The organism is Yersinia sp. KBS0713 (assembly GCF_005937895.2).
GTDB classification, from domain to species: Bacteria; Pseudomonadota; Gammaproteobacteria; order Enterobacterales; family Enterobacteriaceae; genus Yersinia; species Yersinia bercovieri.
This window is the reverse complement of sequence record NZ_CP042173.1, coordinates 4,459,968-4,472,393: the sequence shown is the minus strand read 5'-3', so window position 1 is coordinate 4,472,393 and position 12,426 is coordinate 4,459,968. Positions and strand designations below refer to the sequence as shown.

The following is a 12,426-nucleotide window of genomic DNA, read 5'->3' as shown; positions in this document are numbered from 1 at the left end:
GGAGATCGTTATAGTATGAAAAATGTTTGGTTAGCTCTCGTTGGCATGGTGATGGCATTCAGTGCATCAGCCGCACAATTTACTGACGGTACTCAGTACCAGACGTTAAACAAACCAGTAACGGGTGAGCCTCAGGTTTTAGAGTTTTTCTCTTTCTACTGCCCACACTGTTATCAGTTTGAAGAAATTTACCATGTTCCGCAGGCAGTAAAAAAAGCACTGCCAGAAGGGACTAAAATGACCCGTTATCATGTTGAGTTCCTTGGTCCATTGGGTAAACAATTGACTCAAGCATGGGCTGTTGCCATGGCGTTGGGCGTTGAAGAGAAGATCACGCCACTGATGTTTGAAGGCGTACAGAAAACCCAAACTGTTCAGACCCCGGATGACATTCGTAATGTCTTTATCAAAGCCGGTGTGAGTGGTGAAGACTACGATGCGGCATTAAACAGCTTTGTGGTTAAGTCATTGGTTGTTCAGCAGCAAAAAGCGGCTGAAGATTTAGAATTACGCGGCGTTCCAGCCATGTTTGTTAATGGCAAATATATGATTAAGAACGATGGTATGGATACCAGTTCAATGGATATCTATGTCAAACAGTATGCGGATGTTGTTAAGTTCCTGCTGACCCAAAAGTAATTATACGTAAAGAGGCGCTAGCTTTAGTTAGCGTCTCATTTACTTTTTTCTCTGTGTTGTACTGCGTTTCGCACAATTCTATTTCTTTCTCTGCTGCAAAATCATCATATTATCTAAAGTAATAGCTGCGTGATTGAATACCGACTATCTATTTTTAAGGGTGTTACTTTCAATCCATTTATCTATTTCTGTGATGGTTGAGTATAGATATTCGTGATGTAAAAATGCCAAAAAGCTTGCTGAGGCTAATAAAAAAAGGCGTGAGATAATACACCGATAAGTGAAATTTATTTATCTTAAGCTCAAGACTAAATAAGTAATATCCACAATTTAGATAAAATAAAAATGACTGTAAAATAGAAAGGCATCAATCATAACTACATGATTATACTTAATTTAATTATTAATCCTGTAAAAGATGACAAATAAATATAATCTGCACATGCTTTTACTCACAAAGTTATCCACAGAAAGGATCTTCAAGATCTCTGAGCAAAATGCTCTCTTTCGCACAAGAATGGACGCTAAGATTCGTCTCTTGCCGCCAGCTATGGCATTCTTAGCGTCAGACCTTGCTGAATAAAGATGAAGAAACTCTATGGCCCAGATTGCAGAAAACCCATTGATCCTCGTTGACGGTTCCTCTTACCTCTATCGCGCATACCATGCCTTCCCACCGTTGACCAATGGCAGTGGTGAACCAACGGGCGCGATGTATGGCGTGTTGAACATGTTGCGCAGTCTGTTGCTGCAATATCGTCCCAGCCATGTTGCGGTCGTTTTTGATGCTAAAGGTAAAACATTCCGTGATGAGTTGTTCGCCGAATATAAGTCCCACCGTCCACCGATGCCCGATGATTTACGGTCGCAAATAGAACCGCTCCATCAAATGGTAAAGGCGATGGGATTGCCTTTATTGGTTGTTTCCGGGGTAGAAGCGGATGATGTTATTGGCACTCTGGCGCAAGAAGCAGAAAAAGCAGGTCATTCAGTATTAATTAGTACCGGTGATAAAGATATGGCGCAATTAGTTACGCCGAATATCACTCTTATTAATACAATGAACAATGCTATTTTAGGGCCACAGGAAGTGTGTGAAAAATATGGCGTTCCTCCTGAACTGATTATTGATTTTCTGGCCCTGATGGGGGATTCATCAGACAATATTCCTGGCGTCCCCGGTGTTGGTGAAAAGACAGCGCAGGCTTTATTGCAAGGCTTGGGTGGATTAGATTCGCTATTTAGTAATTTGGATAAAATACCCACGCTAACATTCCGTGGCGCTAAAACTATGTCTGCCAAATTAGAGCAGAATAAGGATGTCGCCTATCTCTCCTATAAGCTCGCCACCATCAAAACAGATGTCGAACTGGATGTGACTTGCGACGAGCTAACTGTCTCACCACCGGATGATGAGCAGCTGCATCAATTATTCAGCCGCTATGAATTCAAGCGCTGGTTAGCCGATGTCGAAGCGGGCAAATGGCTGGATGGCAAAAAAGAGCGGCCAACGGGGCAGACCAGTAATAAAGCCTTTGTGGCAGCAGAACCCGCTCCTGCGGCTGAAGTCACCGCCGTGCTATCGCAAGAGAACTACCAGACTATTTTGGATGAGAAATCCTTAGCCGACTGGATCGAGCGTCTTAAAAAGTCGGAGGTGTTCGCGTTTGATACTGAAACCGACGGCCTTGATACCCTTAGCAGTAACTTAATTGGCCTCTCTTTCGCGGTCGCACCGGGTGAAGCGGCTTATCTGCCATTAGCACATGATTATCTGGATGCTCCCGCGCAGCTTGATCGTGACTGGGTTCTCGCGACCCTAAAACCGCTGCTGGAAGATGAAAAAGCCCTTAAAGTGGGGCAAAACCTCAAATTTGATCAAAGCATGTTGGCGCGTTATGGCATTGAGCTGCGCGGTATCGCATTCGATACCATGCTGGAATCTTATGTTTTAAACAGCGTTGCTGGTCGTCATGATATGGATAGCTTGGCGGAGCGTTACCTCAACCATAAAACCATCACCTTTGAAGAGATTGCCGGTAAAGGCAAAAATCAGCTGACATTCAATCAGATTGCGCTGGAGGAGGCGGGGCCTTATGCATCAGAAGATGCCGACGTCACCCTACAGCTGCATCTGGTGCTGTGGCCTAAGTTGCAGGAGAGTGAAGGTCTGAAGCGGGTATTCCAAGAGATTGAGATGCCACTGCTGCCGATTTTGTCCCGCATTGAGCGCACCGGCGTATTAATTGACCAAAATATATTAGCTGCGCACTCAAAAGAGCTGACCATTCGCCTTGATGAGCTGGAAAAACAGGCCCATGAACTGGCGGAAGAGCCATTCAATCTGGCGTCACCTAAGCAGCTACAGGTGATTTTGTATGAAAAACAGAAACTGCCTATCTTGAAAAAAACGCCAGGCGGCGCGGCGTCGACTAACGAAGAAGTGCTGGCGGAGTTGGCGCTGGATTATCCTCTACCGAAAGTGATCCTCGAATATCGCGGCTTGGCGAAACTGAAAAGTACTTATACCGACAAGCTACCGCTGATGATTAACCCGGTTTCGGGCCGTGTCCATACCTCTTATCATCAGGCGGTGACGGCCACCGGGCGTCTCTCCTCCCGTGATCCTAACCTGCAAAACATACCGGTGCGAAATGAAGAAGGGCGTCGTATACGTCAGGCTTTTATTGCGCCGAAAGGTTACCGCATCATGGCGGCCGACTACTCACAGATTGAGCTACGCATCATGGCGCATCTGTCGCAGGATGAAGGGCTATTGGCTGCGTTTGCGGCGGGTAAAGATATTCATCGCGCTACAGCGGCAGAAGTCTTTGGTTTGCCATTGGAAAAAGTCACAACCGAACAGCGCCGTAGCGCCAAAGCAATTAACTTTGGCCTGATTTATGGCATGAGTGCCTTTGGTCTGGCACGGCAGCTGAACATTCCTCGTGGCGAGGCACAGCGTTACATGGATCTCTACTTTGAGCGCTATCCGGGTGTGCTGGAATATATGGAGCGCACGCGCAAACAAGCCGCTGACCAGGGCTACGTCACCACACTGGATGGCCGCCGTCTCTATCTACCTGATATTCACTCGCGTAATGCCAACCGCCGTAAGGCGGCTGAACGTGAAGCGATCAACGCCCCCATGCAAGGCACTGCTGCGGATATTATTAAACGCGCGATGATTGCCGTGGATGCCTGGTTACAGCAAGAGTCTGAACCTTTGGTGCGGGTTATCATGCAGGTACACGATGAATTGGTATTTGAAGTGCACGAGAGTGTATTGGAAAGCGCTGAACAGAAAATCCGTGAGTTGATGGAACAGAGTATGCAACTGGCGGTGCCGCTGAAGGTTGACGTGGGGGTTGGCGACAACTGGGATCAAGCTCATTAGTTGTATGGGTAAGTGGCGATAAATAAAACACTTTATGTAATTAAGCTACATTTAGTGCCGGTTATGGTGGGAATAGGTGCGCTGAATCGTGCCAATTTGTGTAACTATACAACAAAAAATTCTTTTGCCCTGCGAAAAAATGATGTAGAGTTACAGACGTAGGGTACAGAGGTAAGATGTTCTATCTTTCAGACCTTTTACTTCACGTAATCGGATTTGGCTATATATTAGCCGCCCCAGTCACTTGTTGACTGGGGCGTTTTTTATTGGGCTTTTGCCAGCGAAATGGGCACTTTTCGTCGTCTGAGCGGGGCGTATTCAGGGGAGATAACAGCCCTTACGGGCTGCGGTAGGTGGTTAATTACTCACCTTGATCATCATGCTCGTCATCAATCATCACTTCTGGTGGGATCTCACTGAACCAGGTATCCAGTTTTTCCCGCAATTTATCGACACCAATCTTTTTCAATGATGAGAAAGCTTCAACCTGAATATCGCCCATAAAGGGAATAATCGCTTCCCGCACCATATTCAATTGGGCCTTGCGAGCGCCTGATGCCAACTTATCTGCTTTGGTCAGTAATAATAGTACCGGCGTGCCGACGGCCACTGCCCAGGTAATCATCTGCTGATCCAAATCTTTCAGCGGATGGCGAATATCCATCAACACAACCAATCCTTTCAGGCAGTTACGCTTTTGCAAATATTCGCCCAGTGCGCGCTGCCACTTGAGTTTCATCTCTTCTGGAACTTCGGCATAACCATAGCCCGGCAAGTCAACCAAGCGCACGCCATCGACTACTTCAAACAAGTTAATCAGCTGGGTACGGCCTGGGGTTTTACTGGTTCTAGCCAGACTTTTCTGGTTGGTTAACGTATTGAGTGCGCTCGATTTACCGGCATTTGAGCGGCCAGCAAATGCCACCTCAATACCTTCATCACGTGGCAGATGGCGGATATCCGGAGCACTGATGACGAAATGAGTCATGTGGTAGTTATAGTTTCTGATAGTCAAAATTTGTCGTCTCCGTGAGAGATAGCTTACATGGAGCGATTATAACTGCATCACGACGAAAAAAGGGGGTTTATCTTCCACTGCTCTTTTCTGCACTTTCCCCGTGAAATTGCTATTTTTGTGAGTTGGCGGTCATTGTCGAGAAAATTAATAGCCTATCATTGAGCAACTGTTAAGAAAAACTTCATTAAAGTCAGCTAATATCATTAACGGCTAATTTGTTTTTATAATTGTTTTTTTGAATAAAAACAAATAACTGTTTGTATTACCCATAGCGCGGGATGTGCTGGCAGGGAGCGAAATCACTTAGGATGAGTGGCCTATGCTTAAGGAACGTAATGGATATGCGATGAGCCAGGGATGATAATGTAGCTCAGGTAAAAGGATGTTTAGGGACACAGGCCGGAGTGCCGGGTGAGTCACCTTCAGGGCTGAAGGGACAGTAGGGATGGCGTATTGCAGGATGGAGAAACCGGGACGTTATGTAAGTGCAGGGAGTGCGCTGTAAGGATATCCTTCCGCAGAAGGTGCGAAAAAAGGCGACAGGTTAATCTGCCGCCTTTTTTCTTTGTCCGCTTTCTGCTAGATTCCGGCCCAATCCTATACCCAATAAATTTTAAGATGACGGGTATATACTAATCCGATCCCATACTCATTTAAGAGCACAGGTTATGAAGCAGCCAACTAAAGCACCACGCGCAGCCCCAAAAGGCACCGCAACACCAAAGCGCATTAAAAAGACCCGTGTAGAGCTGGATATCGAAGCTCGCGAACGTAAACGTCAGAAAAAACATAGCGGCAACCGCTCCGGCGCGAGAAGTAATGTTGAGGGCAGCAATAAGAAGGGCCAGACCCCAGTGCAGGAGAAAGATCCGCGTTTTGGCAGTAAAGTGCCTGTGCCGCTGGTGGTTGAGAGCAAAGCTAAAGCCAAGCCAACCACTAAACCGGTGGTTAAAGCTGAAGCTAAGCCACGTCTGACACCGGAAGAGGAGCTTTCCAAGCTGGAAAATGATGAGCGTCTGGATGCATTGCTGGATAGGCTCGATAACGACGAAGTATTGAGCAAAGAAGATCAGGCTTACGTTGATCTGACATTAGACCGCATTGATGCCCTGATGGAGCAGTTGGGTATTGAATTGGGCGACGATGAAGATGACGAAGAGAAAGAAGAGAAGCCGGAAGATATTCTGAAATTGCTGAAAGGCGGTAATCCCAAAGACGCATTTTAAGTTATGCAGTGGGTCATCCCAATAATAGCCCTACTACTGACGTGTTATCTATTGTGGTTATTGGGTAAACTATGGCGGCTGTCGCAACGGCGATCACGGTTGCGCAGCGCTACTGCGGCCAGACAACGAAAACATCTGCCCTCTAACCGGCCCGGTAGGCGCAAATATCGGAAGGAGTGAACATGTCTGAGCACGCGATATCTGAAAGCACCATAGTTTGGGATCTGTCCCTGATTCAAAAATATAATTATTCAGGGCCGCGCTACACCTCGTACCCCACCGCCCTTGAGTTCAGTGAAGGTTATAATGAAGCTGCTTTTCAGCGGGCGGTGCAGCGCTACCCGCAGCGGCCTTTATCACTGTATGTGCATATTCCGTTTTGCCATAAGCTCTGTTACTTCTGCGGCTGCAATAAGCTGGTGACGCGCCAGCAGCATAAAGCTGATGAATATCTGGCGGTCTTGGAAAAAGAGATCCGTCAGCGTGCGGCGCTGTTCGCTGGGCGTCAGGTTAGCCAGATGCACTGGGGCGGCGGTACCCCCACCTACCTGAATAAAACGCAAATTACCCACCTGATGAATCTGCTGCGTGAAAACTTTGATTTCCTGCCCGATGCGGAGCAGTCGATTGAAGTAGACCCACGGGAAATTGAACTGGATGTGCTTGATCACCTACGTGCGGAGGGCTTTAACCGTCTGAGCATGGGGGTGCAGGATTTCAATAAAGAGGTTCAACGGCTGGTTAATCGTGAGCAAGATGAAGATTTTATCTTCGCCTTGATTGCGCGCGCGAAAGCCCTCGGTTTTAACTCCACCAATATCGATCTGATTTATGGTCTGCCCAAGCAGACGCCGGAAAGCTTTGCTTTTACCCTCAAACGGGTAGCTGAGCTAAATCCTGACCGTTTGAGCGTCTTTAATTACGCCCACTTGCCGAGCCTGTTTGCCGCGCAGCGCAAAATCAAAGATGCGGATTTGCCCAGTGCCGAGCAACGGCTGGATATTTTGCAGCACACCATCAGTTTCCTAACCGAATCCGGTTATCAGTTTATTGGCATGGATCACTTCGCCCGCCCAGATGATGAGTTAGCGGTTGCGCAGCGGGAAGGGACACTACACCGTAATTTCCAGGGCTATACCACCCAAGGCGAGAGTGATCTACTGGGTTTAGGGGTTTCGGCGATCAGCATGTTGGGTGACAGCTATGTGCAGAACGAAAAAGATCTGAAAACCTACTATGCCTGCGTGGAACAGCGGGGCAATGCGCTGTGGCGTGGTCTGACAATGACCGACGATGATTGCCTGCGCCGTGATGTGATTAAAACGCTGATTTGTCATTTCCAAATCAATTATCAGCCGATTGAGCAACAGTACGGGATTCATTTTGCGGATTATTTTGCCGAGGATTTTGAACTGCTGGCCCCCTTTGAGCAAGATGGGCTGGTGGAGCGGGATGAAAAGGGCATTCGTGTGACGCCGCGTGGGCGCTTACTCATTCGTAATATCTGTATGTGCTTCGATATCTATTTACGTAAACAGGCGCGCAGACAGCAGTTCTCCCGCGTGATCTGATGATGTCACCCTCAGCGATGAGGGTGACTTTCAGGTCAGAACTATGTTGCCCCGCTACTCCATTCCCAACTCTTTCAGCTTGCGCGTTAAGGTATTGCGACCCCAGCCCAGCAAGCGTGCTGCTTCCTGTTTGTGGCCTTGGGTGTGGCGCAAGGCGGTGGTTAACAGTGTCCGCTCCATCTCTGGCTGCGCTTCAGATAACAGATCCTGATGGCCGGAACGCAATGCCCGATCCGCCCATTGCGCCAGCAGTGTTGACCAGTTATCCGGTGTCCGCTGACCTGTCGCATCCGGCGTGCTGGTTTCAAACAGCTCAGAAGGGAGATCCTGCACCAGCACCTCCTGCCCTGCCGCCATCACGGTGAGCCAGCGACAGGTGTTCTCCAGTTGGCGCACGTTACCCTGCCAAGGCAGGCGAGTGAGCGCCACTTCTGTATCAGGATGCAGGTTCTTGGCTTCGACCCCCAACTCTTTGGCGGCCACTTGCAAGAAGTAGCGAGCCAGACGCGGAATATCTTCACGGCGCTCACGCAGCGGCGGTAAATGCACTCGAATCACGTTCAGACGATGAAATAGATCCTCGCGGAACTTCCCCTCCTGAACGCGCAGCTCCAGGTTCTGGTGGGTTGCGGCAATAATGCGCACATCCACTTTGACCGGTGCATAGCCGCCGACCCGATAGAACTGACCATCAGCCAGCACGCGCAGCAGGCGAGTTTGTACATCCAGCGGCATATCACCAATTTCATCTAAAAACAGTGTGCCGCCATCGGCTTGCTCAAAGCGGCCCTGGCGCACCTGATTGGCACCGGTAAACGCGCCTTTCTCATGGCCAAACAGCTCCGACTCAATCAAATCTTTCGGGATAGCCGCCATATTTAGCGCAATAAAGGGCGCTTTAGCGCGCGGGCTATGGCGGTGCAGTGCATGGGCCACCAACTCTTTACCAGTACCCGACTCACCATTGATCAGCACACTGATCGAGGAGCGAGATAAGCGGCCAATGATGCGGAAAACGTCCTGCATCGCTGGGGCTTCGCCAATAATATCTGCGGTTGGGCCGCTGGCCGGCTGACTGCGTGGCGGTTGTTGCTGCTCCTGATAATGGCTGATCGCGCGCTCAACCAGCGCGACAGCTTCATCGATATCAAAGGGCTTGGGCAGATAATCAAATGCCCCTTGCTGATAAGCACTGACCGCTGCATCTAAATCAGAGTGTGCCGTCATTATGATGACCGGGAGCATCGGATGGCGCTGCTTAATCTGTTTCAGCAGTGCTAATCCATCCATGCCGGGCATACGAATATCTGATAACAACACATCTGGGGTTTGCGTCGCCAATGCATCCAACACCTGATTACCGCTATCGAATGTTGCGCAGTTTAGACCTGCCCCAGTCAGTGCGCGTTCAAGCACCCAGCGGATGGAGCTATCGTCATCGACGATCCAGACTATCCCTCGTTGCATAGAAACCTCACTGGCGAATAGGCAGGTAAACCGAGAATTCGGTGTGTCCCGGCCAACTGTTAAATTCAATTTTACCCGAATGCTGATCGATAAGATTGCGGGCAATAGATAAGCCAAGGCCAGTACCACCTTCGCGGCCACTTACCATCGGATAGAACACCGTATCTTGTAATTGCGTGGGGATACCGGGGCCGTCATCTTCAATATCAATTCGCGCTGCTAACCGGTAGCGCATACCATGGAGAGTGACCTGAAATGCGGTTCGGGTACGCAACGTAATAGTGCCGCCAGCTTTACCTAGCGCTTGTAATGCATTGCGGGTGATATTGAGCAGCACTTGTTCAATTTGGTCGGGATCATGGGCCAGCTCGGGTAAACTCGGATCATAGTCGCGAATTAACGTCACGTTATCCGGCTTTTCCAGCGAGACTAACTGACAGACCCGTTCAGCAACCTGATGGATACTTTGCGTCACATGTTGGCCAGGTCGTTGTGGGCCTAATAAGCGGTCAACCAAATTTCGCAAGCGGTCAGCCTGTTCGATGATCACTTTGGTGTACTCCAGCAAGGCCGGATCAGGCAGTGCTTTTGACAATAATTGCGCCGCCCCCCGTAAACCGCCCAGCGGGTTTTTAATTTCGTGAGCCAGCCCTCGCACCAGATCACGGGCGGCAACTTGTTGAGCATGCTGCAATTGTTCTTGGCTTAACCGGCGCTGATTATCCATTGGTGCCATTTCCAGCAGGATAAAACCCTCCGGCAGCGCTTGTGCTGTCAGTGACAAAATATGCGCGCGACCATCAACCACTAACGTCACTTCGTTATCGGTAAAACCCTGCCCGGCCGTCAGACTTTCCCGCATCAAGGTGATATTCAGGGAAAAATAGCCTAATAATTCGGGTAGTGGTGTACCAAAAAGTTTACGGGAGCTTTGCGCCAGCAGTTGTTGCGCCGCGGGATTGGCATAATGAATCGCCAGAGAGTCATCTAATAGCAGAATGCTATTAATGAGAGAATTGAGGATCTGCCCAGCATCGGGCAGCGTGCCTGTTGCCATTACGCAGACTCCTGCACATTGGGGGTGCATCAATACCTTTTTTATCAAGATTCGCGACCTACCTGCGGACTCAATTACTTCGGGTATAATTTATTAGCTAATTAAGCGGCGGAGAAAAAAGCCCATCCGAAGATGGGCCAAAAGTTTCCACGGCAACAACCCGTCATCTTTCAAGTTGTAGGTGTGTTGGCTGCTCTCGCTCACCCGAATCACTTACTGGTGTAAGCTCATCGGGGTTCTCTTGTTTGCCGCCTTCCTACACCTTGAAATCTATTGGGTAAACTAAAACTAAACGCTGTAATACAGTTCAAACTCAACTGGGTGCGGAGTCATACGGACGCGGTCCATCTCCTCTTTACGCAGCTCGATATAAGCATCAATAGCATCGTCAGTGAACACGCCACCACGGGTCAGGAACTCGCGGTCTTCGCTCAGTGCAATCATGGCTTCGTCCAGTGAACCTGCTACTTTTGGAATCTCTGCTTCTTCTTCCGGTGGCAAGTCATACAGGTTTTTGTCCATCGCATCACCTGGGTGAATTTTGTTGATGATGCCATCAAGGCCAGCCATCAGCAGTGCGGCGAAGCACAGGTACGGGTTAGCCGCTGGATCAGGGAAGCGGGCTTCAATACGACGCGCTTTCGGGCTAGCAACCACTGGGATACGGATAGAAGCTGAACGGTTACGGGCAGAGTATGCCAGCATGACCGGTGCTTCGTAGCCTGGGACCAAACGCTTGTAGGAGTTGGTAGTCGGGTTAGCTAAGGCATTGATAGCTTTAGCATGTTTGATGATGCCGCCGATGTAGAACAGCGCCATTTCAGACAGGCCAGCGTATTTATCGCCAGCGAACAGGTTAGTCCCGTTCTTGGACAAAGACATATGGCAGTGCATACCTGAACCGTTATCGCCAAACATAGGTTTTGGCATAAAGGTCGCGGTTTTACCAAATGCGTGTGCCACGTTGTGCACCACGTATTTGTAGATCTGAATTTCGTCAGCTTTCTTGGTCATGGTATTGAAGCGGGTAGCCACTTCGTTCTGACCTGCTGTTGCCACTTCATGGTGATGCGCTTCAACTACCAGACCCATCTCTTCCATGGTCAAACACATGGTAGAGCGCAGATCCTGTGAAGAGTCGACAGGAGGCACTGGGAAGTAGCCGCCTTTCACTGCTGGACGGTGGCCTTTGTTGCCGCCTTCGTATTTAGTGCTGGAGTTCCATGCGCCTTCGATATCATCGATAGATACGTGGGAACCACGGATGCTGCTACCAAAACGAACGTCGTCGAACAGGAAGAATTCTGGTTCAGGCCCGAACAGCACGGTATCGGCGATACCAGAAGATTTCAGGAAATCTTCTGCCCGCTTAGAGATAGAGCGTGGGTCGCGGTCATAACCTTGCATGGTGCCTGGCTCAAGGATGTCACAACGGATAATCAGTGTGGAGTCTTCGAAGAACGGGTCCATAACAGCGGTGCTGGCGTCTGGCATCAGTACCATGTCGGATTCGTTAATGCCTTTCCAGCCACCAATCGAGGAGCCATCAAACATTTTGCCTTCTTCGAAAAAGTCAGCGTTGACCTGGTGAGCTGGAATAGTGATGTGCTGTTCTTTACCTTTGGTATCGGTGAAACGCAAATCAACAAATTTCACTTCGTGCTCATTCAGCATCGTCAAAACATGTTCAGCGGACATACTTATATCTCCTGGATTTGTCATAGTCGTCGTCGTGGAACGATTACCGTGTATTACTGAGGTTTATAGTGCTTCGGTGTCACTCAAAACAGCAAACTTGTCACTATTTATTTCGTACAGTTATTAGAGCTGGCGATTCATGCTAAAATACATTGCGAAATCTATGCCAACTTTCCAAACCCCCCGTTTATGCCATATCATAGGGGTCAGCTGATATTCAGTATGCACCAGGATAGCTATATTGCACTATTCTGGTGCTTCATTTGCGCCGTTGAGCACTATATTGGTGCAAAAGTGGGTCGAGAGGCTATTTTTGCACCGTGAAAGGGATCACAAACTAACCGCCGTCAGGT

At 49.0% G+C, this 12,426-nt stretch carries 8 protein-coding genes; 4 read left to right on the top strand and 4 right to left on the bottom strand.

Annotated features, from left to right (window positions below; translation table 11 throughout):
• Positions 1-15: 15 nt before the first annotated feature.
• Positions 16-639, top strand: coding sequence for a thiol:disulfide interchange protein DsbA (dsbA, locus tag FFE93_RS21120; protein ID WP_005277752.1), 624 nt, complete (start codon positions 16-18; stop codon positions 637-639).
• Positions 640-1,237: 598 nt separating this feature from the next.
• Complete coding sequence (polA, locus tag FFE93_RS21115) at positions 1,238-4,036, top strand: DNA polymerase I (protein ID WP_005277749.1); 2,799 nt, start codon at positions 1,238-1,240, stop codon at positions 4,034-4,036.
• A gap of 361 nt (positions 4,037-4,397) precedes the next feature.
• On the opposite strand, the gene yihA is transcribed toward polA, so the two are convergent.
• Positions 4,398-5,051, bottom strand: coding sequence for a ribosome biogenesis GTP-binding protein YihA/YsxC (gene yihA, locus FFE93_RS21110; protein WP_032898610.1), 654 nt, complete (start codon positions 5,049-5,051; stop codon positions 4,398-4,400).
• A 671-nt stretch (positions 5,052-5,722) separates the two neighbouring features.
• On the opposite strand from yihA, the gene yihI reads away from it, so the two are divergent.
• Complete coding sequence (gene yihI, locus FFE93_RS21100; protein ID WP_049602833.1) at positions 5,723-6,280, top strand: Der GTPase-activating protein YihI; 558 nt, start codon at positions 5,723-5,725, stop codon at positions 6,278-6,280.
• A gap of 182 nt (positions 6,281-6,462) precedes the next feature.
• On the top strand, positions 6,463-7,851 hold the full coding sequence (gene hemN, locus FFE93_RS21090; RefSeq protein WP_138775950.1) for an oxygen-independent coproporphyrinogen III oxidase: 1,389 nt from the start codon (positions 6,463-6,465) through the stop codon (positions 7,849-7,851).
• A gap of 54 nt (positions 7,852-7,905) precedes the next feature.
• Here hemN and glnG read toward each other — a convergent pair whose 3' ends face one another.
• The 3 genes from glnG to glnA all read right to left on the bottom strand — a co-directional run bounded on the left by glnG (position 7,906) and on the right by glnA (position 12,073).
• The gene (glnG, locus tag FFE93_RS21085) at positions 7,906-9,318 is read right to left on the bottom strand and encodes a nitrogen regulation protein NR(I) (RefSeq protein ID WP_005277730.1); all 1,413 of its coding nucleotides are present in this window, start codon (positions 9,316-9,318) and stop codon (positions 7,906-7,908) included.
• A 7-nt stretch (positions 9,319-9,325) separates the two neighbouring features.
• Entirely contained in the window at positions 9,326-10,375 is a 1,050-nt protein-coding gene (gene glnL, locus FFE93_RS21080) for a nitrogen regulation protein NR(II) (RefSeq protein ID WP_138775947.1), read from the bottom strand.
• Positions 10,376-10,663: 288 nt separating this feature from the next.
• Positions 10,664-12,073, bottom strand: coding sequence for a glutamate--ammonia ligase (glnA, locus tag FFE93_RS21075; protein WP_005277724.1), 1,410 nt, complete (start codon positions 12,071-12,073; stop codon positions 10,664-10,666).
• Positions 12,074-12,426: the final 353 nt, after the last annotated feature.

What these genes read in the sequence shown, in the direction of transcription:
- dsbA (WP_005277752.1), top strand. Translation starts at nt 16, where the DNA reads ATGAAAAATGTTTGGTTAGCTCTCGTTGGCATGGTGATGGCATTCAGT.
- polA (WP_005277749.1), top strand. Translation starts at nt 1,238, where the DNA reads ATGGCCCAGATTGCAGAAAACCCATTGATCCTCGTTGACGGTTCCTCT.
- yihI (WP_049602833.1), top strand. Translation starts at nt 5,723, where the DNA reads ATGAAGCAGCCAACTAAAGCACCACGCGCAGCCCCAAAAGGCACCGCA.
- hemN (WP_138775950.1), top strand. Translation starts at nt 6,463, where the DNA reads ATGTCTGAGCACGCGATATCTGAAAGCACCATAGTTTGGGATCTGTCC.
- glnG (WP_005277730.1), bottom strand. Translation starts at nt 9,318, where the DNA reads ATGCAACGAGGGATAGTCTGGATCGTCGATGACGATAGCTCCATCCGC.
- glnL (WP_138775947.1), bottom strand. Translation starts at nt 10,375, where the DNA reads ATGGCAACAGGCACGCTGCCCGATGCTGGGCAGATCCTCAATTCTCTC.
- glnA (WP_005277724.1), bottom strand. Translation starts at nt 12,073, where the DNA reads ATGTCCGCTGAACATGTTTTGACGATGCTGAATGAGCACGAAGTGAAA.